General features: G+C 69.9%; 16 protein-coding genes, 1 tRNA gene and 1 pseudogene. 7 read left to right on the forward strand and 11 right to left on the reverse strand.

Going from position 1 to position 24,502, the window contains the following annotated elements; translation table 11 throughout:
- Positions 1 to 59 precede the first annotated feature (59 nt).
- Together OG709_RS14615 and OG709_RS14620 are read left to right on the forward strand one after the other, a co-directional pair.
- Positions 60 to 2,333, forward strand: a complete 2,274-nt coding sequence (locus tag OG709_RS14615; RefSeq protein ID WP_329166431.1) for a ricin-type beta-trefoil lectin domain protein — start codon at positions 60 to 62, stop codon at positions 2,331 to 2,333.
- Positions 2,334 to 2,891: 558 nt separating this feature from the next.
- Positions 2,892 to 3,008: pseudogene (locus OG709_RS14620) on the forward strand (hypothetical protein); the annotation flags it as partial.
- Between the two features lie 83 nt (positions 3,009 to 3,091).
- Here OG709_RS14620 and OG709_RS14625 read toward each other — a convergent pair.
- Entirely contained in the window at positions 3,092 to 3,241 is a 150-nt protein-coding gene (locus OG709_RS14625; RefSeq protein ID WP_266645176.1) for a hypothetical protein, read from the reverse strand.
- A 32-nt stretch (positions 3,242 to 3,273) separates the two neighbouring features.
- On the opposite strand from OG709_RS14625, the gene OG709_RS14630 reads away from it, so the two are divergent.
- Positions 3,274 to 3,489 carry a hypothetical protein gene (locus OG709_RS14630; protein WP_329169277.1) on the forward strand — a complete coding sequence of 72 codons (216 nt, stop codon included), beginning with the start codon at positions 3,274 to 3,276 and terminating at the stop codon, positions 3,487 to 3,489.
- Between the two features lie 39 nt (positions 3,490 to 3,528).
- Here OG709_RS14630 and OG709_RS14635 read toward each other — a convergent pair whose 3' ends face one another.
- Positions 3,529 to 5,568, reverse strand: coding sequence for a family 20 glycosylhydrolase (locus OG709_RS14635; protein ID WP_329166433.1), 2,040 nt, complete (start codon positions 5,566 to 5,568; stop codon positions 3,529 to 3,531).
- 223 nt (positions 5,569 to 5,791) lie between these two features.
- Positions 5,792 to 6,730, reverse strand: a complete 939-nt coding sequence (locus tag OG709_RS14640) for a phosphorothioated DNA-binding restriction endonuclease (protein ID WP_329166435.1) — start codon at positions 6,728 to 6,730, stop codon at positions 5,792 to 5,794.
- 364 nt (positions 6,731 to 7,094) lie between these two features.
- Here OG709_RS14640 and OG709_RS14645 point away from each other — a divergent pair.
- Positions 7,095 to 7,167 (forward strand) — tRNA-Arg (locus OG709_RS14645).
- A 60-nt stretch (positions 7,168 to 7,227) separates the two neighbouring features.
- Here the strand turns inward: OG709_RS14645 and OG709_RS14650 are convergent.
- Both OG709_RS14650 and OG709_RS14655 read right to left on the reverse strand, forming a co-directional pair.
- Complete coding sequence (locus OG709_RS14650) at positions 7,228 to 7,989, reverse strand: hypothetical protein (protein WP_266642531.1); 762 nt, start codon at positions 7,987 to 7,989, stop codon at positions 7,228 to 7,230.
- On the reverse strand, positions 7,986 to 8,897 hold the full coding sequence (locus tag OG709_RS14655; protein ID WP_250301333.1) for a hypothetical protein: 912 nt from the start codon (positions 8,895 to 8,897) through the stop codon (positions 7,986 to 7,988). The genes OG709_RS14650 and OG709_RS14655 overlap by 4 nt, the downstream gene beginning before the upstream one ends.
- A gap of 367 nt (positions 8,898 to 9,264) precedes the next feature.
- Here OG709_RS14655 and OG709_RS14660 point away from each other — a divergent pair, with 367 nt between their 5' ends.
- Positions 9,265 to 9,738: a hypothetical protein gene (locus OG709_RS14660; RefSeq protein ID WP_266642528.1), complete on the forward strand. Its 474-nt coding sequence runs from the start codon at positions 9,265 to 9,267 to the stop codon at positions 9,736 to 9,738.
- A gap of 321 nt (positions 9,739 to 10,059) precedes the next feature.
- Here OG709_RS14660 and OG709_RS14665 read toward each other — a convergent pair whose 3' ends face one another.
- Positions 10,060 to 11,241: an ROK family transcriptional regulator gene (locus tag OG709_RS14665; RefSeq protein ID WP_250301331.1), complete on the reverse strand. Its 1,182-nt coding sequence runs from the start codon at positions 11,239 to 11,241 to the stop codon at positions 10,060 to 10,062.
- Positions 11,242 to 11,647: 406 nt separating this feature from the next.
- Between OG709_RS14665 and OG709_RS14670 the strand changes: the two genes are divergently transcribed.
- Positions 11,648 to 14,611, forward strand: a complete 2,964-nt coding sequence (locus tag OG709_RS14670; RefSeq protein WP_329166438.1) for an Ig domain-containing protein — start codon at positions 11,648 to 11,650, stop codon at positions 14,609 to 14,611.
- A 261-nt stretch (positions 14,612 to 14,872) separates the two neighbouring features.
- The gene (locus OG709_RS14675) at positions 14,873 to 17,722 is read left to right on the forward strand and encodes a galactosylceramidase (protein ID WP_329166440.1); all 2,850 of its coding nucleotides are present in this window, start codon (positions 14,873 to 14,875) and stop codon (positions 17,720 to 17,722) included.
- Positions 17,723 to 17,808: 86 nt separating this feature from the next.
- Here the strand turns inward: OG709_RS14675 and OG709_RS14680 are convergent, their stop codons facing one another.
- From OG709_RS14680 to OG709_RS14700, 5 genes are all read right to left on the reverse strand, one after another.
- The gene (locus OG709_RS14680) at positions 17,809 to 18,393 is read right to left on the reverse strand and encodes a flavoprotein (protein WP_329166442.1); all 585 of its coding nucleotides are present in this window, start codon (positions 18,391 to 18,393) and stop codon (positions 17,809 to 17,811) included.
- Between the two features lie 148 nt (positions 18,394 to 18,541).
- A complete protein-coding gene (locus tag OG709_RS14685; RefSeq protein ID WP_323136659.1) occupies positions 18,542 to 19,387 on the reverse strand; it encodes an alpha/beta fold hydrolase in 846 nt (281 codons plus the stop codon).
- Entirely contained in the window at positions 19,338 to 19,619 is a 282-nt protein-coding gene (locus tag OG709_RS14690; protein WP_329169119.1) for a TetR-like C-terminal domain-containing protein, read from the reverse strand. Before OG709_RS14690 ends, OG709_RS14685 begins: the two co-directional genes overlap by 50 nt.
- 105 nt (positions 19,620 to 19,724) lie before the next feature.
- Positions 19,725 to 21,650 (reverse strand): MFS transporter, encoded by a 1,926-nt coding sequence (locus OG709_RS14695; RefSeq protein ID WP_405685502.1) that lies wholly within the window; start codon positions 21,648 to 21,650, stop codon positions 19,725 to 19,727.
- A gap of 203 nt (positions 21,651 to 21,853) precedes the next feature.
- Positions 21,854 to 24,403, reverse strand: a complete 2,550-nt coding sequence (locus tag OG709_RS14700) for a D-alanyl-D-alanine carboxypeptidase (protein WP_329166444.1) — start codon at positions 24,401 to 24,403, stop codon at positions 21,854 to 21,856.
- Positions 24,404 to 24,502 lie beyond the last annotated feature (99 nt).

Raw genomic sequence — 24,502 nt, forward strand, 5'->3', positions numbered from 1 at the left:
CGACAGTTCGGCGCAGTCCCCCCGTACCACCTTCATCACGTGATTCCGAGGGAGAAACAGTGAAGCCAGGAACAGGACGACGGGCCGCACTCGCGGCCACGTCCGCGCTCACCATGGCAGTGGCAGCGGGGGTGGCGGGCCTGCCCGCCGCGAACGCTGCAACCGCCGCAGGCACCACAAACACCGCAAGCACCGCAAGCACCGCAAACACCGCAAGCACAGCCGCGGCCTCCGGGACGGTGACCCTCGGCGGCAAGTGTCTCGACGTCACCGACGGCAGCTCGGCCAACGGCACTGCCCTCCAGCTGTTCGACTGCAACGGAGGCACCGCCCAGCAGTTCAGCTGGGCGGACGACGGCACCCTCAAGGTGCTCGGCAAGTGCCTGGACGTGACCGGCGGTTCGGACGCCACCGGCGCGCTCGTCCAGCTCTACGACTGCGCGCGGGTGAACCAGCAGAAGTTCAGGTACCTGCCCGACGGCACCATCTACAGCGCCAAGTCCGGCAAGTGCGTGGCCGTACAAGGACAGGTCGTGAACCACTCGCGCGTCGGCCTCGCCTCGTGCGACCCGAAGCAGCTCACCCAGCAGTGGACCGCCGGGTCGGCGCCCGGCCCGGCGTACCGGCTCTCGGGCGGTGCCCCCGTCGCGTACGACAACCCCGACGACACCCCGGCCGGAGTGTTCACCGCGAAGGACGGCCGGTTCTACTACCAGCAGTCGGACGCCCTGTACGGCGCGAACGACCCGCGCACCTGGGCGTTCTTCAGCGGCGCCGACTTCGACTCCGCGAAGCCCGACCCGATATCCGGCGCGGTGAACCCCGCCAACGCGCAGGACCGCAACGACGACACGACATGGCGCTGCAACAACAGCCCCACCGGCAAGGAGGCCACCCCGACCCCGGGCTCCACGGGTTACGCCCAGCCCAACTACTGCGACCTGGCGGGCGTGTGGGTCGATCCGGGCAGTGGTGACTGGTACGGCCTGGTGCACAACGAGTTCACGCCGAAGCCCTTCGGCGACGGCATGCACTACGACGGCATCGACTACGCCGTCTCCAAGGACCAGGGCAGGACCTGGTCGATCGAGGACCACGTCATCACCTCGCCGTACAGCACGAAGCGCGACGACACCGGCCAGTTCCCGAAGGACACGTACGACTACGGCGACGGCGACCCGCGCCTGTACGTGGACAACGCCTCGGGGTACTTCTACGTCTTCTACGCGGACCGCGTGCTGAACAAGTCCGGCGGCGGCAGCGTCTGGCACCAGCACGTGGCGCGCGCGCCCATCGCGCAGAAGATGGCGCCGTCCTCATGGAGGAAGTGGCACGACGGCACCTGGCAGTCGCCGGGCACCGGCGGCGCGGAATCCAACATCATCCCGTCGGACGGCAACGGCACCGGCTACACCGCACCCGCCGACGAGTACCAGCCGTCCACCGCCGGGAAGGCCGCGGACCAGGTCACGCAGGGCGCCATGCCGGACAACTCCCAGCTGACCGTCATGAACATCACCTGGAACGCCTACCTGGGCAAGTACATCGGCACCCCGCAGAACAACATCGCCCAGGCCACCGACACCAAGTCCCCGCTGCACTTCTACGCGACGGACGACCTGGCCACCCAGAAGTGGGTGGACATGGGCAGCGTCGCGGAGAACCAGAACGCCTCGTGGTACCGGTGGTTCCTCGACTCGGAGACGAAGACCACGTCCAACGTGGTGGGCCGGACGTTCCGCTCGTACTGCTCGTTCTACTGCGACACGTACACGGGTGAGTACGCCGACATCACCATCGAGCCCACGTCGAAGACGGAGCTGCCCGCCTCCCCGACCGGCGGCAAGGCCCGGCAGATCAAGGCCGCGAACGGCAGGTCGCTCGCGCTCTCCGGCGGGAAGCCGGTCGCCCTGTCCCAGCCGGTCCCCCTGTCCGGTCCGAACGCACTGGCAGGTCCGAACGCACTGTCCGGTCCGAACGCCCTGGCCGGTGGCAAGCCCCAGAAGTGGCAGGTCACCGGCACCGGTGACGGCTTCTACACGGTCACCGGAGGCGACGGGCGCCCGCTGCGCGTCGCCGACGGGACGAAGGGCCGCGCCTGGGGCGCCGCCGTATCGTCCGGTACGGCGGGCGCCGAGACACCGGCCACCGCCCAGTGGTACCTCCAGGAGATCGTGAAGTCCCCGGCCAAGGGGGGCGCCTCGAAGGCCACCGGCACGTACCGCCTGGTCAACCGCTACAGCGGGCTCGCCCTGAGCCTGGACAAGCACGGTTCGGCCGTGACGGCTCCGCAGAGCACGGACCCGGCCCAGCTGCTGTCGTTCCGTTCCTGACAGACACGGCTGTCGGGGATCGGACGGATCCCCGGCGATCCCGCACCGGGGTCTTCTCCGAGCCCGCCCACGTGAGTACGCCGGCTCGGGGAAGACCCCGTCGCTCGCTTCCGGACACCGGCCGGTCCGCGGCTTCAGGAAGCTGTCAGCCAGTCACGCTCCGGCGAGATCCCGGAGTGCGCGGGGAGGCGCGGGTCCGTGCTCCCGAACATCGACCCCCGGGGCATCGACCACCCGGGCATCGACCACCCGGGCATCAGCCTCCCTGACATGAGCCTCCCTGACATGAGCCTCCCAGGCATCAGCGAGCGGGGCGCGGCGCCTCCGGGACGCCGCGCCCCGCTCGCCGTTCTCGCGTCACGGCATCTCAACTCACCCGTCCCACGGACCCCTTGACGGCTCACCAGGGGCGTCTTGAAGCCCCGGCAACGCTCCGGCTACCAGCACATCACCTACTCCTCCTTCGACCTCAAGTGGCTCGGCGGGGTCTGCGCCCCCGTCACGGTCACCGCGCCGAAGGAAGTGAAGGCGGGGGAGCGGACGGACCTGTCGATCCGTGTGGTCAACCAGAACGACCAGCCCCTGCCGACCGGCCGTACGGAGATCGAGCTGCCCGCCGGATGGAAGGCGTCCGCGGTGACGGTCCCGGCGCTGAAGCCGGGCCAGGGCGCCACCGTGACGCTGCCCGTCGACGTACCCCTCACCGCGACGGGCCGGACGCAGCTCAAGGCCGTCTACTCCGTACGTGACGCACACGCCTACGGCACGGCCACCGTCAGCGTGACCCCCGCCGCGAACGCCCCGGCGGCGCCCCGGATATCGGCGCTGCCGGTCCTCGACAACATCCAGGCAGCAGGTGCCACCGGAGCGCTCGACGACGTCATGTCGTACTGGATCCGGGTGTCCAACCCCGTTCAACACCCCGCTCACCGACGTGCAGTTGACCGGCGATCTGGGCAACCTGGCGGCGTGCGCACAAGCCACCCTCGCGCCCGGCGCCGACTACATCTGCCGGGGCGCGGCGAGCGGCCGGCGGATGATCACCCAGGCCGACCTCGACCAGGGATTCACGCCGAACCTGACGGTGTCCGGCACCGCCCCGGACGGGACACGGACGTCCGCCACGGCCACCGGGGACCACACCGACGTCTTCTGACATCCCGGGTGACATCCCGGGCCGGCCGGGTCCGTCCCACTAGGACTTGTCCGGCCCGCTGTCGAAATCGGGCCGCAGCAGGGTGAGTTCGGCCGCCCCCGCGTACGGCAGGCCGTTCGCCGCGGAGGTCGCCGTGAGCCGGACGTGACGTGCCGAGGTCGTCGGGAAGGTGATCTCCTTCTCCGTCTGGTCGTCGGCGAAGGTCCCCCGGGCCGCCGTACGCCAGTGGACGCCGTCGGAGCTGACGTCGAAGGTCCAGGCCCCGATGCGCCCATTGGTCCCGGCGTCCTGCCGGGGCAGGTAGCGGAACCCGGCGAGCTGCCGGTTCGCGCCCAGGTCGAGGGTGATGTGGTGCGGCATCGGTGCCGCGGCCGGACTGTAGGCCGTGTGCCAGGCCGAGTACGGATCGTCGTCGAGGACATTGATCGCGCGCCCGTCCTCCGCGGTGGTCTCCTCGCTGTCGGTGCTGACCGTCATCCCGGCCTTGGGCAGCGCACGCAGGCTGAACGCGGTGCTGCCGGGCGGGCCACCGATGGCATCCACCTGGCTCAGGAACGTCCATGCGGAGGGAACCCGCGGCGAGCCCCAGGTGCGCTCGGCCAACACCTCCAGGGGCCGGCGCGCGAAGTGGTCGAAGAACGCGGTGCTCTGCGTCTCGGCGCTGTCGGACCACCGGGAGACCTTGTAGCCGAGAACCCGTCCGCCGCCCACCGCCGGTGTCGGGAACGCGTAGTTCTCGTAGGTGTCACCGATGTCGACGTAGCCGTAGTCGCCGATCTTCTGCCCGAAGCCGGGGCTCACGTACAGCACGGGCTCGGGCGAGGCGACCACGGTGTAGCCCTTGGCGACCAGCGGCGACGGATCACTGTCGATGTAGTCGTCGAGGACGATCGTCCTGTCGGGTGCGATCGAGGACTGCTGTCCGTACTGGTCCCACCACTCCCACGCCTCGGTGGTCCTGCCGTGCGAACGCACCTGCTTGTTCAGGGTGTTGAGGAAGTCGACGAAGACGTCCCCGGCGTAACCGAAGCCACGCGCGTTCTTGTAGGAGACGAGCTCCGGGCAGGCGTTCTTCTTGTCGTCCAGACCGATCTCGTCGCCGCCGACATGCACGTACTTGCTGTCGAACAACGGGATGACGGCTTCGAGGAGATCGTGCACGAAGTCACGGGTGTGCTGCTTGGTGATGTCCAGGGTCCAGCCGCCGAGTTCACCACCGGGCCACTTCCCCTGGTCCATCGAGGTACAGGCGAAGCGCAGCTTCGGATCGTAGGTGGTGAGGGGGGTGGCGTGGCCGGGCAGGTCGATCTCGGGGATGACGTCGACATGGTACGTACGGGCATAGTCCTGCAGTTCCCGCAGGTCAGCGGGGTTGTAGGAGTCAGCTGCGGCAAGACCGGGGAACTGCGGCAGCTGGATGCGGAAGCCTTCCCAGTCGGTGAGGTGCAGATGGAAGGTGGTGAGCTTCTGCCAGGCCATCTCACGGATCTGCGTCTTGAGGTAGCCGATGGAGAAGAACTTGCGCCCCACGTCGAGCATCTGCGCACGCTGCTCGACGTCCGGCCAGTCGCGGGCGGTGCCGCGCGGGATCGAGGTGTGGCGGTCGTCGAGCCTGATGGCCTGCTCGATGGTCTGGGTGGCGTAGAAGACCCCGGCGTCCCCGGTGGCGTCCACCTCCAGGACGTTACCTATGTTCAACGCGTAGCCCTGCGCCCCGAGTTGGGCATCGGCGCTACGGGACCGCAACGCGATGTCACCAGCCTTCGGAGTACCGGTGACGACGGGCAGGGTGCGCCCGGCGAGAGCCCCCAGATCGGTCGCGAACGTACGTGCCGTGGAACGGAGTTCGGCGGCATCGGCGCCACCGAGGACGATCCGGGAGCGGGGCGCCAGACGGAACTCACCGTGTCCGCCGCGCCATTCGCGGATCCCGGGCTGAACGGCCGGAGCGCGATTGACGGCGGCGGCAGCGGCAGTGACGGGCGAGGCGGAGGCGGAGGCGGCGCCCGCGACTCCGAGGGGAGCGGCGCCGACGACGAGCAGTACGACCGGCAGGACATGCCGGATGAAACGTCTCATGAGCAGTACCGTCCCGAGGCTCGACGACTCTGACATCGGATGCCAGACGATAGGGGCGGGCCAAGTGACGGTCCAGAGGTCGTGCGCAGGTACGACCGAAAAGGCGGTCCTGCAATCACCTTCGCGCATAGACACAGGGCGCGAGCACGTCCCGCCCACCCCCCAGATCCCAACTACAGCTCACTACAGCCGAGTTCAAGATCCCTCTCACTCCTATCGCCTCCTATCGCCCCACCTGCGCCCCCGGGCGCTTGAAGACCTGCTTCCCGTGCCAGACGACGAACTCCGGCTCGACAGCGGGTCGCCCGGGTCTGCCCGTCGCGACCGGCTGTCCGTGAAGGTCGTCGACGGCCCGGCCGGCCCGACTTCGCGCCACGTACAGCTGGGAGACCTGAATGCGCAGATCGGGCAGGAGCCCCAGAACCCCGAGGTCGAAGAGCGTGTGGTGCAGGGAGCACAGCGCCAGCCCGTTGTTCACCTCGTCGGGGCCGTCCTGGCTGTGCCACCGTACGTGCGCGGCCTCCAGCCCCACGGGGTGACGCCCGAGCGCGCCGTCGAACCCGCAGAAGGCACAGGCATACCCATAGGCAAGGAGCACCTCCTCGGCGAACCCGGCCCGCCGCCTCCGCCGTCTCCTCCCCCTCGGCGCCTGCTCCGTCTCGTCGGCGTCGGCATCGGCATCGGCCAGATCCAGCCCGACGGCATCGCGGATGAGCACGTCCAACGCCGGAGTGAAGTGCTGTTCCATCAGGAGCCGGGCCGCCGCCGCGAGGGTCCCCGGATCGGCCAGCAGCATCTCGACCTCGGGCCGCAGCCGCCCATGAGCACCCCGATCCCGCAGGAGGCCACCCCGCTCGGCTACGTCCGGCCCGATGGGTACCCCGTCCCGGTCCCGCAGATCCCACAGGTCGCGTTCCAGGTGCACGAACGGCATGGCGGCCCGCTGCCTCGCGCGGGCGACGCTCGTCACGGCCGGACCGAAGTCGTTGATCAGCCGGCTGACGGGGTCTTCCGCCTCGCCGTACGTGACTGCGGTGCTGCCGGACGCGGAGAACCTCCCCAGCAGCCAGAGCACCAGCAACGGCTTGTGCGGCGCCCGGCGGCTGCCGATCTGTGCCTGCCGCAGCGCGGCCAGCGACCTCATCAGCTCGTCTCGTGTCACAGAGTCCAACCCGTCCCGCCTTCAACGACACCGCTCACGCAGTGGCTACGGCAGAAGACCGCACGCACGGGCTCCCGCGCAACCCGCAGGGGCCCGTATCGGCTGGAGTGAGCGAAGAGCGTCGCCGCACGACTGAAGGTTCAGATCGGTCTGAGAAACAGGCCCCCCACCACCGCACCCGGCCTTCCCACCCCAGAGACCCTCCCCAGCTCCCCGGCCGCTCGGACCGACACCGCCCCACCCGCTACACTGTCCGCGGTGACCTAGCCCTCACAGGCCCGGTCACCACAACCCTGTCGGCTGACCGGCCTGAATCCCTCGCCCACCCGGGCCGGGTTTCGGACACGGTTTCCGGCAGATCCCCGCCTTCGTAGCTCAGGGGATAGAGCACCGCTCTCCTAAAGCGGGTGTCGCAGGTTCGAATCCTGCCGGGGGCACAAAGCATTACCGCTCTGACCTGGGGGTTTCTCCCCCAGGGAGGGGCTCTCGGCAGTCGTCTACGTCAGCAGGCCGACGAGCCGTTCGCGGACGTTGTCCTTGCCTGCGTCGGGGTCCGGCACCAATTTCTCCCGGTCGCCGGGGTCCCGGGCAAGGACGTGCAGCCGTCCGCCACTGCGGGCCAGCACCAGATCCCTGCTGCTGCCCGCGGTCTCGGCCGATCCCTGCGCCGTGTAGTCGGTGACGGTGATCAGCGCGGAGCGCTCCGCGGCAGCGAGCACGGCCTCGGTGTCCGCTGCCTCATCAGGGGCCGCCGACGAGCCTCGGGGCAGCCACTCGGTGAGCATGTTCAGGGCTTCGTCGAGCTTGTACAGCCCCATCTGGTGGACGCCGAGCGCATCGATGCGGACCATGAGACAGATCCGCTCGGGTTGGGGGAGCAACAGGATCCGCCACGGCTCACCCGGACCCGACCCGGTCGTGCGGGCGTCGAGCACCTTGCGGGCCCTTTGCTGGAACGCCACGGCGATGCCCAGGTCTCCCTGCACCTGAACCTGCTCGCCCGTGTCACCCGCCAGCAGCAGTTGTCGGGCCGCCAGCGAGCGGACGGCCTCGGCGATCACGTCGTCCGACGGCCTGGCCTCCAGGAAGTCCACGATCGCGTCCACAGCGGTGAGCTCCGCGATGGTGTACGCGCCGAGCAGCACCGGTCCTGTGTCGACCAGGTTCACCACGGCCGACACCAGCCCCGAAGGGGCGGACGCAGCACCCGCGTCCGACGGCGCCGCAGGTGGAACATCCCGCTGATCGTCGCCGCTCATGACGGTCCTCCCGGCTGCAACAGTTCTACCGCAGGCGGCACACGACTCTCACGGAGCACCGTGGCAGCGCTGCGTGAGAGGGTCTCGGTCACCGACACCTCGGAGTTGCCGAACAGACCACGGCCCGCCCTGCCGGACAGCGACTGTCCCAGCTCGCCGGCCAGGTCCTCCCGGTCCGGAGGCGGGAACCGAGCCGCCAGGTCCGCGGAAACGGCAGTGACGTCGTCGGCCTCCTCGATCCGGCGCAGTGCCTGGGTCAGCACCCGCGCGACCGGGGGCGTCAGGGACGTCGGCACGGTAAGGAGCGGCGCCAGGTACAGCGGGCGCCGTTCGGTCATCCGGGAGAGCCCCCAGGGCCCGACATTGCTGCGCGTGACCCGGTAGACCACGTAGTCCATGAGGTGGCGAAGGTCGCTCACCGTGGGCAGCTTCCGCCCGCCGAAAGCAGCCGGTGTCTTCTCCAACTGCACCCAGGTGCCCTGGGCGGTGCGTCCGTGCAGCTTCTCGCGCACCACGTCCCCGCTCATCCCGATGTCGGGATAGAGCGCCTTGTCGATGTCACGGTGATGGCTGGACAGGCGCTTGTGACTCACCTTGGCGAACCGCCAGTCCTCGTACAGCTGCGGATCATCGACCAGCACATGGCCGCCGCACAGCACGTCGTGCAACTGGGGCACCTGTAGTCCGTGGCGCTCCAGATCCGAAAGGATCGCCGCTTCCTCCGGGCTGAGGCGAAGAGCGGCCGCGACCAGCCCTTTCCGGTACGCCCCTGCCTGCGCCGTGATCTCGATCATGAGCCGGACCCGGGTGCGCACCTGCTCGGCCCGCCGGTCACTCACACGGTCGGACGCCGCCCCGCCGTGTCGCCGCAGGTGGGTGACCGATGCCAGTGCGTGCTTTCGCTCCACCTCGCCAGTACAGCACGGCAGGCCCTTGCACGCACCAGCTCAGCACCGTGGCCGGAGGTGGGCACGGCCCGAAGGAATTCGGTGCCGGGCGCGGCCGGATCGACGCCCCCGGCTACCTGCCCGCCATGTTCCGCACCTACGCGACGACACCCGCCCGCCCCAGGGCGACAGCGCGGCAAGGCCACAGCCCGGCAGGGGGTTCAACGTTCTCGCAAGGGAGCGATGCGTGAGCGGACGGTGAAGTACGAGCCCTCACGAGCAGGACCGCGCCGGTCCTGGACGGTCCACCCGGTGCACCGTGGTCGACGAGGCGCGAGCAGGAGTTGTGGGCCTGGCATGTCAGAGGCGGCCAGTAGCCTCAGGCGCCATGGGAATTCAGATCAATGCAGTGGTGGACTACCCGGTCAACGACGAGGTGGAGAGGGTGCTCGGGTTGGCCGAGGCGGTCGGCGAGCCCGTCGCTGTCACGTTCATATGGGAGGGGGGTGAAGAGGCGGAACGCGCGGTGCTGGTGCCCGCAGCCACCCTGGCGCTCTGGGAGCACTGGGCCCCCACCGCCTACCCGATGCGTGGCGCCGGGGACAGGAACCGGGCCGGAGCGGAGGAGCCGGAGCTGGCCCACCCAGCGGAATACGGCGCGTTCACGCTCTTCCGCCGTCGCGTAGGAGGGCGCACAGCGGTTGCTCGCCAAGGCGTGGTGGTCGCCGAGCTCCTGGACCCCGGCGAGGCGCACTGGCTCCAGGAGAAGGCCCGCGATGTCCGTCAAGGCTTCATGGATCCGAAGCAGAAGGCGGCGTTCGAGGAGTTCCTTGCCCGGCAGGCACCCCTGGATGAGCAGTGACGCGGCGACTCATGCTTCGTAGCTTGTCATTGATCTTCGGAGTCGGTCCGGTTCGTATGGTGAGGTGACGCTCAATCACGCCAACAGGGCGCGTTCGGGGAGGAGTTCGAAGCCTGCGCGGCCGAACATCTGGGCGGTTGAGCACATTGATACGGCTGGCATGGCCTTCCATGACGCCGGAGTTCCAGGGCAGGGTCGGGCCCGCGACAACGGCGTCACGGTCGCGTTCGAGGCGTTGGACGAACCGGCTGAGGCCGGGCAGGTCGGTAGCGGTTCCGTTCCGTCGCACGTGGCCGTCACATCAAGGGCAATTCCCTTGCGTCAGACGGCCTCCCGGGGAAACGAAGGAGCTGCCCCGAACAGGCGGGCCTCCACCTGCTGGAGGCCGAAGCGTACGGCGCCGAGCGCGACGGACTCGTCGCCGAGGTTCGAGGCTTCGATGTCCGGTGGGAACAGGCACAGGTCGACCAGGTGCCGGCGGACCGGTTCGATGATGGCGTCGCCGGCCAGGGAGATGCCGCCGCCGACGACGACCAGCGTCGGGTCGATGGTCATCGACATGACAGCGACCCCGGTGGCCATGTCGCGGGCGAAGCGGTCGACGAATTCGCGGGCCAGGGTGTTGCCCTCGCGCAGGTCGGTGAAGACCCGCAGCGTCGCGTCGATCGTCGTGCTGTCGGGGGCGTAGGACAGCAGTCGGCGGTAGCTGTTCGCCCAGTCCAGGAGGCCGAGGGTGCCGATCTCCCCGGCCGCGCCCCGGTGGCCGCGATAGGGCTTGCCGTCGATCAGGACAGCCGCACCCAGGCGGTGGCCGGCGTGGATGTACACGAGGTCGGGGACGCCGACCGCGACGCCCCGCCACTGTTCGGCGAGAGCGGCCAGGCGCATGTCGTTCTCGGCTCGGATCGGGCCGTCGACCCTGCCGGGCCCCAGGACCCGGGCGAGTTCGTCCACCAGGTTCAGCCCCGTCAGCTCCGGCAGCGGGTTGGACAGGACGACCCGGCCCTCGGCGTCGATGACCCCGGGGGAGGCGATCACGGCGGCGAGCAACGGGCTGCGGCCGGGGGCGCGTTCGGCGGCCAGGCACGCGGTGACGGCGTCGCCCATCGCCGCCAGTCGCTCGGCGGCGGGGAGGGCTGGATCGACGTCGGTACGCCGGACCGCGGTCACGGTGCCTCGCAGGTCCGCCACCGTCGCGAGGATCTTGTGGGCGCCGACGTCCACACCCAGGACCCGGCCCGCGTCGGCGTTGAACTCGTACCGCTTGGCCGGCCGTCCCGGCTGGCGCGCGGCGGTCGGGTCCGGTGGCGCCGTCTCGGCGGCCCAGCCCTGGGCCACCAGCTCGGCCACCCCCTCCTCGCAGGTCGGCCGGGACAGGCCGGTGGACCGGGCGAGTTCGGTGACCGTCCGGGCTCCCTGCTCGTGCACCTGGTGGAGCATCGTCGCCAAGTTCCGCCTGCGCAGCGCGGACGGGCCCCCGCCCGTGATTTGCATCTGGCCCATCGCTCGATTCGGGGTTCGGGAGTCGGGGTGAGAGTCGGAGTCGGAGTGGGAGTGGGATTCGGAGGTGATCGTTCTGGTTCCCCTCTTGACAGCCGGTCGAAGCGGGGCACTATCTTCTCCAAATGTTAAAGAAGTCTTGTTATCTAATCAAGGACGGAGGGGAGGCCGGGTCCTGAGAGGCGTCCGCCGGTCCCCAACTGCTCCGGCGGGTCACGTGAGGCACCCGTTGCGATGCGCTCCGGGAGGAGAGGGGTCGGGTTCACGAGAGCGACGGGTGTGTCGTCCCACCGGTGCCACCGGTGCCACCGCACCACCGCGTCATCGCGTCATCGCGTCATCGCGTCATCGCGTCACCGCACCACCACCGTGAAGTGCACATCCTCGTCCGTGGAAGGACGCATCACGCATGAACCTGAAACGAATGAACCCGAGACGGAAACTCACCGCACGTCTGACCGCCACGATCGCGGTCACCGGCATGCTGACCGCCGGACCGGTAGCGATAGGTGCGGAGAGCGCGTCGGCCGCGACCGGATCGAACCATTCCGGCGATGTCCTGGTGAACGCCGGGTACTTGCGCGTGGGAATGGACGACACCGGAGCGGTCACGAGTCTGGTCGACTCCCGCAACGGCCGGAACTACCTGGTGGCAGGGCACGGTACGGCTCCCCTGGTCAGTCTGGTGATCGGCGGGAAGCAGGTGAGGCCGACCTCGCTGAAGCGGGCCGGTGACAAGCTGGTGTTCAGGAACTCCGCCGCCGGCACCGAGATCGATGTGGCGGTGCTCGACCGGACGACGTACACGACGCTCACCGTCACCAAGGTCAAGGCGCCGCACGGCGCCGATGTACAGACCCTGCTGTGGGGCCCGTTGGCCACCACGCTCACCGACACGCTCGGGGAGTCGGCCGGCGTCGCCGGCAACAGCGGCTTCACGGCGGGGATGAAGGTCCTCAACGACCGCACCGAGGGCGGCTGGCCCCGCGAGGACACCGGCATGGGCTGGGAGAGCGAGGTGTCGAACAACCCCTCCGATCTGCAGGTGGCGCCGCTGGAGCAGTGGAGCACCGGCGGCCACACCTCCTGGGGCAACCTGCTGCGCGCCTTCACCTTCGACTACACCAAGCAGCGCCTGCGAATGAACGATTCCGGCTACCGGATCCCGGTCGGGCCGCTGCCCAGCGGCGGCGGAATCGTCGGGTCGGAGGTCGCGCTGTACGGCACCACGCCGGATCTCGCGCCGACCGTGCTGTCGACGATCGCCAAGGGCCAGAACCTGCCGTACCCGACGATCGACGGGCAGTGGCAGAAGACGGCGCAGGCGACCTCCAAGTCCATCCTCGTCCTGTCGGACCTCAACACCGGCAACGTCGATGCGGCCGACAAGTTCGCCAAGGCCGCAGGCATCGACATGGTCTACTCGCTGCCCGGGGCCGACGGTCCCTGGCAGTCGGCCGGGCACTACCAGTTCAATTCCAGCTTCGGCAGCAACGACGCCGCCGCGACCGGTCTGGTGAAGACGTCCAGCTCCAACGGGGTCGCGGTCGGCGCCCACACCCTGTCGAACTTCATCGACACGAACGACTCCTACGTCAGCCCCACCGCCAGCCCCGATCTCGCACTCGGGCAGAGCACCACGCTGACCCGGCCGCTGGCAGCCGGCGACACCTCGCTCTCCCTGGCGAGCTGCGCCCCGCTGGCCGCCGGACTGCAGGGCAGCCGGCTGCTGATCGGCAAGGAGTTCCTGACCTACACCGGTTCCAGCACGGTCGACGGCGAGTGCCAGGTGACCGGACTGGCCCGCGGGCAGTGGTCGTCGGCGGCGGCCTCCCACGCCGCCGGTGACACCGTTGCCCGGGTGCAGATGAACGGCTACGGCGGTGCCTACGGCAACCTGAACATCATCAACTCCGTCGCCACCCGCTTCGCCGACATCTGGAACACCACCGGCATCACCGCGACCTCGTTCGACGGGCTGGAGTCCGCCTCGGACGCCGGCTGGGGCCAGTACGGCATGGCTCGCATGGTGAACGGGGCCTACGCGCAGCTGAAGGCCAAGGACGGCTTCATCTCCGAGACCAGCCGGATGGGTTCGAACATCTGGGACGGGCTGTCCCGGGCGAGCTGGGGCGAGGTCGGCTCGACCAGCATGAGCCAGGTACTCATCAACAACGCCTACTACCAGGCCAATTACCTGCCCGGGATGCTCGGCTGGATCGCGCTGCCGGGAAACACCGGTCTGCCGAACGTCGAGGACACGCTCGCGCGGGGCGCCGGTCTGAACGCCGGTGCCGGGTTCGAGACCTCCGTGTCCAGCCTGACCGGTGGCGGGCAGAACACGTCGGCGCTGCTGGACTCCGTCAAGCAGTGGGAGACGGCCCGTAACCTCGGCGCGTTCACCGACGGACAGCGCGCGCAGTTCCGCGACCAGTCCACGCACTGGCACCTGAGCGTCATCACGCCCGGCTCGTCCTGGTCGCTTCAGCAGCGCGACGCCTCCGGCAAGGACATCGGCGCGCCGCGGACGGTCACCGTCCCGAAGCCGGGCTTCCGGGACACCGGCCTGCCAGGCATGACGGCCGGAAAGCTGTACGAGGCACGGCCTGCCGCGAACGTCCCCTCGATCATCCGCTACCGCGTCACCGCGGGCGCCCTGCCCGCCGGTCTGCGGCTCAACGCCGACACCGGGGGCATCACGGGTATCCCGGCCACCGGCGCCACCTCCACGTTCACCCTCACCGGCACCGGCGCTCCCGGGACGCCGGACGCACGGCAGACCTTCACCATCCACAAGGGGAACCCGAAGCCCACCACCGGGACGCTGAGCCTGACGTCGGCGTTCGACAACGTGGGAATCACCTCGCAGACCGATGTCACGCCCGGCAACTTCGACGGAGCCGGCAACAGCTTCTCCGCCGAACAGCTCGCCGCGGCCGACGTCACCCCCGGCTCCACCGTGACGGTGAAGGGCACGGCGTTCGCCTGGCCGAAGGCTGCCGCGGGCACGCCCGACAATGTCGTCGGCAGTTCAGCGGTGATCCAGGGCTCCGGCCGGGGCGGCAGCACGCTCGCCTTCCTCGGGTCCGAGGCCGGTGACGTGACCGACCACGTCACGGTCGCCTACACCGACGGCACCACCAGCACCGCGTCCGTCGGGTTCCCGAACTGGGCGGACTCCAGCCCGACCGAGTTCGGCTCCACGCTGGCCGTCTCCACCCAGGGACGCAACACACCCGGCGGATACGCCAACACCAGTGGCGCCTACCGGGTGTTCCGCAACGAGATCCCCCTCGACTCCGGGAAAACCATCGCGACCGTCGAGCTCCCGGCCAGTCCGAAGATCCACGTCTTCGCGCTGACCGTGGCGTAGGGGCGTAAGGGCGTAAGGGCGTAAGGGCGTAGAAACCCAGGAACACAGGAGCAACAGAAACAACAGGAACAACAGGAACAACAGGAACGCAGAACTGTCCGGCCGGCCGGGTCCGGTCCGTGCCGGGCCTTCGGGCCCCGGTCGTTCGGGCCTCCGGGCCCGGCACGGACCGGCCGGACAGGTTCCGGCCGGCTTCCGGACGGGATTCCACAGCTTTCGTCATCCACCCGATGAACACGTCGTCCTCCAGGAGACAGCCCCATGGACACGTACAGGGATACATACAGGGACACCTACCGACAGAGGCGATGGGCGAGCGGCGGGGATCGTTTCGTCGCGATCACCGCTGTTCTGGCCATGCTCATGGCCGCCGCGGCGGTCCTGCTGGCCCCGGCCCGAGCGGACGCAGCCACAGCCGCAGCTACAACCGCAACCGCCATACCGGACACCTCGATCGCGGTAAACGGTCAGGACACCGGCCGGACCTTCGACGGGATCGGCGCGATCAGCGGCGGCGGCGGCAACAGCCGACTGCTGACCGACTACCCGCCCGCGCAGCGCGACGCCGTCCTCGACTACCTCTTCAAGCCCGGCTACGGCGCGAACCTGCAGATGCTGAAGCTGGAGACCGGCGGGGACGGGAACACCACGTCCGGCGCGGAGCAGACCATCGAAGAGACCCGCGGGGTGATCAACTGCAAGGTGGGGTACGAGTTCTGGCTCGCCCACCAGGCGGTGAAGCGCAACCCCCACCTCACGCTCAGCGGGCTGACCTGGTCGGCGCCGGGCTGGGTCGGTTCGAGCATGTACTCGCAGAACGGCATCCAGTTCCTGCTCGACTGGCTGGGCTGCGCCAAGGAACAGGGTCTCACCATCTCCTACCTGGGCGGCTGGAACGAGCGCGGCGGCTGGACCACGGCCTGGTGGAAGGACCTGCGGGCCGCTCTGGACGAGCACGGGTTCGGAGCCGTCAAGCTGGTGGCCGCCGATCAGGTGGACTCGTTCTCCGAGGTCGGTGGCTCCATGGCCCAGGACGCGGAGTTCGCCAAGGCCGTCTCCGTCATCGGCGAGCACTACCCCTGCGGGTGGAACGGCCCCACGCCGGTCTCCGATTACCCGAACGTGGAGACGGACTGCCGTACCTCGGCGGACACCCAGGCGCTGAAGACACCGTTGTGGGCCAGCGAGCAGGGCTCGATGCAGTACAGCGCCGGCGGCCTGCCGATGGCGCGCGCCAACAACATCGACTACGTCGACGGCCGGATGACCGCGAGCGTCAACTGGCCCGTCGTCGCCTCGGCCTACTCGGACGTGGCCTACGCCGACCAGGGCCTCGTCCTGGCCAACGAACCCTGGTCGGGCCGGTACGACGTCGGGATGTCGACCTGGGTGACCGCGCACACGACGCAGTTCGCGCAGCCGGGATGGCAGTACCTGGACGGCGGGAGCGGCTATCTGGGAGGCGAGACCTCCGACCAGGTCGGCAGTTATGTGACCCTCAAGTCGCCCGACCACCAGGACTGGAGTTCCGTCGTCGAGACGACCCGGGCCACCGGCCCGCAGAAGGTCTCGCTCACGGTCAGCGGCGGCCTGTCCACCCGGCCCGTGCACGTCTGGAGCACCGACCTGGTGTCCGGTGACCGTTCGCAGTGGTTCGTACAGGACCGGACGCTCGTGCCCGACGCGCACGGCACGGTCACGATGACCCTGAAGCCCGACTCCATCTACTCGTTCACCACCACGACCGGGCAGCACAAGGGGAACGCCGCCTCGCCTTCGAGCAAGCCGCTCCCGCTGCCGTACGCCGACTCGTTCGACAAGGGCGCCCAGGGCCAGCAGGCCCGCTTCCTGGCCAACATGGAGGGCGCGTTCAGCGTCCAGCCGTGCGCGGGCCGTCACGGCAAGTGCGTCCAACTCGACACCCCGGTACGGCCGTTGGAGTGGGGCAGCCACGAGTCGTTCTACCCGTACACGACGGGCGGCGGCAAAGCCTGGAGCAACTACCAGGTGTCCGCCGACGTACGGAACGCCAAGCCGGGCTCCGTCGGGATCCTGGGCCGCCAGAGCAACCTCGGCGCCCAGACCGGCGACCCGTCGAAGGTGAACTCCTACTCGCTCACCCTCAGCGACGCCGGTGCCTGGTCGATCAACCTGGCGAACGGCTCCGGGAACATCCCGAAGTCCCTCGCCGGTGGAACCCTGCCCTCGGCCGCCGGGCTGAACACCTGGCACAACCTGGCGCTCACCTTCGACGGATCGCTGATCATCGCCTCGGTCGACGGCACCAGGGTCGGCTCGGTCACCGACACCACCCTGTCCGCGGGCAAGGTCGGCCTCGTCGCCGACGGCTACTCGGGCGGCGACCAGTACGACAACCTCAAGGTCAGCACGCTGACCGACCTTGCCGTCCCGGTGTCACTGCCGGAAGGCGCGCACGCCCCCGGAGTGGTGACGAACATCGGTTACGACACCACGGGCAGCGCGACGAACCAGTGGCAGTACAGCGGCACCTGGCAGTCCGGCAGCGGAAACACCTGGAACAACACCACCGGTGACCACGCGGAGCTGGCCTTCCAGGGGGACAACGTCACCCTTCAGTCCCTGACCTACAGCAACCAGGGCATCGTGGACGTATCGCTGGACGGTGGCACCCCCACCGCGGTCGACCTCTACCGCGACAGCGGCAGCCCGACGCCGACCTCGGTGTTCACCCGCACCGGTCTCGACCCGGACAAGCAGCACACGCTGACGGTGACCGTCACCGGCACGAAGAACCCCGCGTCCCAAGGCACCTGGGCCTCCATCGCCGGAGCCCTGGTGAGCAGGCCCGGCAAGCCGGCCCCGACACCGACGGTCACCAGGCCGGCGGACCGGGCCACGGTCCACCCCGGCCAGGTGCGGATCGAGGGCACCGCCACCGCGGGCGAACTGATCACCGTCTCGCTGTCCGGCGCACCGGCCTGCGTGAACCTCCCCACCGACCGGAACGGCAACTGGCACTGCGACACGCACGTCCGGTCCGGCCGGACGGTACTCACCGCGGTCGGCACCGATCCGGTGACCGGCCTGCTGTCGGAGGCCACCGCCCCGGTTCATCTCACCGTCTCGTAGCGGGCTGAACGAAGGCCGCGCCGGTTCCGGGCCGAAAGCCTGGAACCGGCGCGGCCTTCGTTGTCCCGCCCGTCTCCGCAAGGGCGTCAGGCCGGCCCCGGCAGTTTCGGGGTCAGCAGCTCCAGGGCCTCCTCCCAGCGCAAACTCTCCGCCCCGCCAACGGACTTGGGCTCGTGGGGTTCGTGCGACCCGATCAGGACACCCATCTCCCGCAGCCGCTCCAGGCTCAGCCGGTACGCGGGATGGGCGGCCTGGGCCGAGTTCAGGTAGGGGAGGGCGCAGGTCGGGAGGCCGAAGCCGTAGGCCTCGCACAGGATGCCCAGGGCCAGGGTGTCGGAGATCCCGGCCGCCCACTTGTTGATCGTGTTGAACGTCGCCGGGGCCACGGCGATGGCGTCGGGGGGCGGCAGCGGGCGCGGGTCGCCCGGGGAACGCCATGCGGAGCGGATCGGGTAGCCGGTCCGGGCCTCGACCGCCTTCGCGTCGATGAAGCCGAGGCCCAGCGGGGTGGCGACGACCCCCACGTCCCAGCCCGCCTGCTGGGCGGCCGTGATCAGTTGGTGCACGTCTCCGGCGATTCCGGCCGCGCACACGACGACGTACAGGAACGGTTTCTTGATCTGCTGACCGGTCTGACCGGGCTGACCGCGCTGATCCGGCTCATCGCTCATGAGGAAGCTCCTGGTCGGCAGCAGAACACGGTCCGGAGAATGGCCCGGAAAGCGCTTCGGTCGTCGGTCACGTACCGGGATGCTGCCACTCGGCACGTCCGCAGGTATGGGAATCGGCCACGCCGCCATCCCTTTCCCGAGGGTCAGTTCACCGGGACTCGGACAGCCCCGGCGCCGCTCCAGCTTCGAACGTCCGGTGCAGCAACTCGACGAATTCCGCCGCGTACTCGACCGCACCGGTGTGCCCGCCCGGACACTCCAGCAACGGCTGCCCCAGGCGCTCGGCGAGCAACTCCGCCGGGCGGTACGGGAGATGGCCGCGCGACTCCCGGCCCGCCGCCAGGACCAGCTGCGCGCGCCGGGCCTTGATCGCGGGAACATCCAAGGGGTGCGAGGTGAACTGCCGCACCTCGTGCTCCAGGAAGAGCGGCAGGTTGACCGTCAGACGCGCCATCATCGCGGCCGTCTCCGGGTCCTCCGCCGCAGGCCCTGCCGACTCCCCCGTCACTTCTGTCTCCTTCGGTTCTTCCGGCTCCTCCGGTACGGAGAAGCCGATTCCCCGGGCGAACTCGGCGGTCGCCGCCGCGGTCCCCTGCCTGCGGAACGTCGCGTGGACCGACGCGAAGAACGCCCGCTGCTCCGCCGCGTCGGGCAGTACCTCCACGGCCGGGGGCTCGTGCGCGATCAGCAGGCGGACCCGCTCCGGGTGGCGGACCAGCAGGTCCAGGCCGACGATGGCCCCGGAGCTGATGCCGAACACGTACACCGGCTCCCCCGCCGGTGCCAGCAGTTCGATGAGCCGGTGCGCGTCGTCGCTCTGGACCTCCACCCGCTGATCGACCGGCGGGCCGTCGAGCAGGCTGCGCGAGTAGCCGCGGGCGTCGAAGGTGACCACCGTGTACCGCGCGGCCAGCCCGTCCGCCAGTCCGCCGAGGATGGTGGCGTCACCACCTCCGCCGGGGATCACCAGCAGGAGCGGTCCGGTGCCGCGCACCTCGTAGTAGAGCGTCGCGCCGGGTACGCGGAGGGTGCCACTCCTCGTACCTGTCCTCGTACCTGTCCTCAGGTTGCTCATGGTCTCCCGTACCTACGTACGTCGCCTCACCGCAGCACACCAGGCCCTGCGATCCGGCGACGGCCTCCGGGGGCAGCTGCATCTGCGTCGCCGCGTACCGACCGGGATGCGCCAGGGCGAACTCCCGGTAGGCATCGGCGAATGCGACCAGCGCTTCCCTGCCACCCTGGTCCGGAGGTCGGCCGGAACCAAGAAGCCAAGAAACCTGGTGCCCCTCGCCGGAAAGCTAGGGGCACCAGGTTGTGGGTGCAAGCGATTATCTGGCGCTGTCCGAACCGCCCGAGCCGCCCGGACCGCTCGCGCTGCTCGCCGCCGGGAGCACATCGCCCCCGGGGACCGCGCCGCCCGCCGGAAGCGTGTCCTTCAGCTCGTCCGGGCACGGGGTGCCGCGCGGCAGCTGGTAGGGGGAAGCCAGGTGGTAGACCCCTGGCTTCGGCGCGAGCAGCTCCGTCCATTCGTCGCCGTCCGCGTCCTTGTCCGTCTTCACCAGACAGCCGTTGACGTTGGAGAAGACCTTCGGCTCCCCGTCCGCCCGGCCCTTGGAAGCCTCGGTCTCCTGCGGAGGCTCGACGCTCTTGCCGTGCTCGTCCACCAGGCCCAGCCACGGCGAGTACGGAATCCGGATCAGCACCCGGCCCGCCTTCTTCACCCGGAGCGTCAACTCGCCCTCCGCCGCCCGCTCCACCGTCCCCGGCGGGTCGGCCATCGGAGTGGGCCGGTCGACCGCGAACAGCTGCCAGTTCTCGTCGCCCCAGAGCCGCTTCAGATACGGCAGCCCGTCCTGGACCAGCTTCTCCTCCTGGCCCGCCCCGGTGGAGTCCGGCTGGCCCATCGGCAGCACCACGTACCGCACCGCCCAGCGGCTCAGCCAGGCGCGGTAGCTGGCAGAGTCCAGGGTGTCGTCGTAGAACAGCGGGTTGCGCTGCATGTCGGCCTGACGGTTCCAGCCGCGGGCCAGGTTGACGTACGGGGAGAGCGCCGACGCCTCACGGTGGCTGCTGGCCGGGACCACCTCGACCCGACCCTTCTCCGCGCCCAGCTTCTGGAGTTCGTTGACCAGCGGGGCGAGTTCGCGGCTCCAGGAAGCGGCGGGCGCGGTGCGCACCACGTCGTCGACGCCCTTGAAGCCGATCCACACGTTGAGGCCGATGAACGCGATCACCACCGCGTACCACTTGCGGGAGCGCGGCACCGTGTACGGCAGCGCCGCCAGCAGCACCACCCCGGCGAAGACCATCGGGAGGCGCGAGATGTTCGAGCCGATCTGCGAGTCGATCAGCCATGTCAGGACGACGCCCACCGAGTAGACGGCCGCGCCCGTACGGACGGTCCGCCACTTCTTCGGGACCAGCAGGAGGACGAGGATCCCGTACAGGAGGGGCAGTGAGACCGTGCCCACCGACATCGGCTGGGTGCCGGAGAACGGGAACAGCCAGGCGGAGAGCGCGACCACGGCGACCGGGGCGAGCCCCAGGGCGTACGCGCCGGGGCGCCGTTTGTTGAGGAAGAGGGCGGTGGCCACCACGCCCAGGAACAGACCGGCCACCGGGCTGCTCGCCGTCGCGAGCCCGGCGAGCGGGGCGGCGACCGCGGCCTTCGCCCAGCGCTTCGTCCGCCAGCGGTGCGGCCAGCAGAACACCGCCGCCACCGCGCCCAGCCCGAACATCGTGCCGAGCCCGAACGTCACCCGCCCCGACAGGGCGTTGCAGAGCAGCGCGAAGTCGGCGGCGAGCCCGCACAGCAGCGGATTACGGACCGCGCGGAGGCGGACCAGGATCAGCGTGGTCAGCGCGGCCGAGACCGTACCGGCGATCATCATCGTGGACCGGACGCCGAGCACCGACATCAGGTACGGGGAGACGACGCTGTACGAGACGGGGTGCATCCCGCCGTACCAGGCGAGGTTGTACGCGGACGCGGGGTGCCGGCCGACGAACTCCGCCCAGGCGTCCTGCGCCGCGATGTCGCCGCCGCTGTTGGCGAAGAAGAAGAACCAGAGGATGTGCGTGACCGCCGCCACGGCGGTCACCGTGACGACCGGGTGGCGGGTCAGCCAGGACCACGGCATGCGGCCGGAAGGGCGCGATCCGGGCGGCGACTCGCCCCATGAGGGCAGGCGTATCCGGCCCCCGGCGCGGGGGCTGCTCCCGTCTTCTTCACGTGTCGGTTCTGCAGTGGTCACCAAGGCTCGCTCTCCTGCGAAGGAGGACGCAGTCCCCGCGCCCAGAGTTGCCCAGCGACGCTAACACGTACGAAATGGGACGCCCCCTCCGGATATGGGATACCCCCGCCGGTTGTGAACCCCGGCGGGGGTATCTCCTTGCATCCCGTTCGCTCGGCCCGGCGGGCGGCTGCGGCCCGGCCCGGCTCTCGCTCGGCCGGCCCTCAGCCCAGACGGGTCAGCTTGGCGCCGAACCCGGGCTCGGCGAGGTCCTTCTGGAGGGCGACGGGGGCGGCCACCTGGCCGGTGCCGGAACCGACCGTCACCTGGCCGACCACCGTGCCCGCCTTCGCGGAGTGCGGTACGGCCTTGCCGCCGTCGCCGATCTCGAGGTCGACCTTCAGGCCCGGCCAGCCGACCGCCTTCAGGTCCTTGGTGGCGACGACGGGGGTCTTCCCGCCGAGCCCGTCGTCGACGTACCCGACGACGTCACCCTTCTTCACGACCGTGGCCGAGGTGACGGTCTTCTGGGAGTGCTGGATCAGCTTGAGACCGTTGGCCTTCGCCAGGTCGAGACTGTCGTTCACGACCTTCGTGGGGCTCTGCTGCCCCATCACCACACCGAGGATCCGGCGCGTCTTGCCGTCGACGACCGTGTCGGCGGCCCACAGCAGGTTGCCGCCCGCCGGGGTGGACGAACCGGTCTTGATGCCGCTCACTCCCGGGTTCAGCAGCAGGGTGTTGTTGTTGTAGATCGTCGTGTCGATGCCGGGGACCTTGACCTGGGGCAGATTGACGATCTCGGCGAAGACGTCGTTCTTCATGACCGCGGCGGCCAGCTTGAGCTGGTCGGACGCGGTGCTCTGGGTCGTACGGTTCAGGCCGCTCGGGTCGGTGTACGTGGTGTGCGTCATCCCGAGGTCCTTGGCCGCGGCGTTCATCTTCTTGACGAAGTCCGCCGAGGGACCGTCCCAGCGGGAGAACAGCCGGGCCGCGTTGTTGCCCGAGGGGACCAGCAGCAGTTCGAGCATCTGGCGCTCGGTGAAGTGCTGCCCCTCCTTGATCGGCGCGGTCGACTCGTCGGGCGAATTGGCCTCGTCGCCCGCCTGCTTGTCGACCGTGATCTCCGGGCCCTGCTGCTTTCCGCTGAGCGGGTGGTCCTTGAGGACCACGTACGCCGTCATCACCTTGGCCATGCTCGCGATGGGTGCGGGCGTCTGCGTCCCGTCCGTACCCATGCTGCCGACGCCGTCGACCGTGACGGCCGACTGGCCCTGGCCGGGCCACGGCATGGAGAGCTTGCCGCCGGAGAAGGTGTACGTCGGCTCCGCGGAGAGCCCGAGGGTCGGCGTCGGCAGCGGCCGTACGGCCTGCGCAACCGCAAAGATGATCAGGAGCAGTACGACCAGCGGTGTCCAGATCTTGAACCGGCGCACGACGGTGCGTACCGGGGTCTGCCGCGGGGGCGGCGTGTTGGTCAGCTCGGCCAGCAGATCGAGCGGCGGCTTGGGCGGCATCGGCTGCTGCCGGGTCGGCTCGACGATGTCCGCGGGCGCGGCCTCCGCGGTGCCGGTGCCACCAGCGGCCCAGGTCGGAACGGTGAGCGTGGCGGCGGGCGCCTCGCTCGGAGGTCCGGCCGGCGCGGGGACCGGTGCGGGCTTCTTCTTCCGCTCACCGGGTACGTCGTCGGGGCGCAGCGGCACGAAGGTGCTGCGCTTCAGGGTGGTGGTGGGCCGGTCGACCACGGGGCGCGTGGGCACACGGAAGACGCCGGTGGGCTGGTCGACGGGGTTTGCTTGCGTGACGTCGGAGGAGTCCTCGGCGTCGTCGGTGTCGCCGTCGCCAGCGTCGTCGGTGTCGTCGGCAGCCGGCTTCTTCGCGTCGGTGTCGCCAGCGGTCGCCTTCGCGTCCGCTTCAGGGGCGTCGGCTTCAGGGAGGTCCGCTTCAGGGGCGTCGTCGGCATCCGACTCGGCCTTGACCTTGGCCTTTGCCTTGGCATCCGGCTTCGCGCCGTCACCCTCGGTGTCGTCGGAGTCGTCGGCCCCGCCGTCGTCCGCGTCCGCGTCCGTGTCGGACTTCGCGTCCGCCTCCGGCTTCGCCTTACCGGCATCGGCGGTGGAGTCCGCCTCGGGGCCTGCCCCGGACCCGGGTTCGGACTCGGACTCGGCATCCGCTTCGGCGGTGTCCGCCTTCGCGTCGGCGGCCTCCGGCTCCTCCGCGTCGTCCGCACGCGCCTCGCCCGCACGCGCCTCGTCCGCACGCGTCTCGCCCTTCGACGCGTCGGCCACCGCATCCCCGTCGTCGCCCGAACCGTCCGAGCTGTCCACGCCGTCCGAGTCGTTCACGTCATCCGCGTCGCCGGAAGCGTCCGTACGGGCCTCCGCGTTCTCGGAGGCGCCCGAGGAAGCGACGTCCGCGGGCGCGGCGACTGAGGCGCCCTGAGCGCCCCCCTCCGCCGGTTCGCTACCTTCGCGCCCCTCGCGCTCCCCTGCGGGCTCCGCGCCGCCGTCAGCAGCCGCAGAGGCATCCGCGTCGCCGTCCTCCCCCGACGGCTCCGACGGCTCCGCGTCCGGGGAAGACGGCCCGTCCGCCTTCGCCACCCACGCGGCGACCGCCGCGCGCAGCCGTGCGTCACCCGACTGCGAGCCGGACACCGCACTCGCTTCGGGTTCCGATGCGTCGCGGAAGACCGCAAGCCTCGGATCGCTGGTATCCGGAGTCGTCACCCCCGACGACTTCCGCTGCTCCGACTTGTCGGGGGACTCGCCCGCCACCGATGCCTCCTGCGATACGCCGCGCGGGAAATCCCGCCTGTCCGAACCATCTACCAGTGTCCTGTGTGGGCGCTTAACCGCTGCACTGGACGAGAACGA

The sequence above is a fragment of the Streptomyces sp. NBC_01267 genome (assembly GCF_036241575.1).
Taxonomy (GTDB): Bacteria; Actinomycetota; Actinomycetes; order Streptomycetales; family Streptomycetaceae; genus Streptomyces.

Bases quoted from the DNA above. Each gene is read 5' to 3' on its own strand.
- OG709_RS14635 (WP_329166433.1), bottom strand. From the start codon at position 5,568: ATGAGACGTTTCATCCGGCATGTCCTGCCGGTCGTACTGCTCGTCGTC.
- OG709_RS14650 (WP_266642531.1), bottom strand. From the start codon at position 7,989: ATGAGCGGCGACGATCAGCGGGATGTTCCACCTGCGGCGCCGTCGGAC.
- OG709_RS14660 (WP_266642528.1), top strand. From the start codon at position 9,265: ATGGGAATTCAGATCAATGCAGTGGTGGACTACCCGGTCAACGACGAG.
- OG709_RS14665 (WP_250301331.1), bottom strand. From the start codon at position 11,241: ATGGGCCAGATGCAAATCACGGGCGGGGGCCCGTCCGCGCTGCGCAGG.
- OG709_RS14670 (WP_329166438.1), top strand. From the start codon at position 11,648: ATGAACCTGAAACGAATGAACCCGAGACGGAAACTCACCGCACGTCTG.
- OG709_RS14675 (WP_329166440.1), top strand. From the start codon at position 14,873: ATGGACACGTACAGGGATACATACAGGGACACCTACCGACAGAGGCGA.
- OG709_RS14680 (WP_329166442.1), bottom strand. From the start codon at position 18,393: ATGAGCGATGAGCCGGATCAGCGCGGTCAGCCCGGTCAGACCGGTCAG.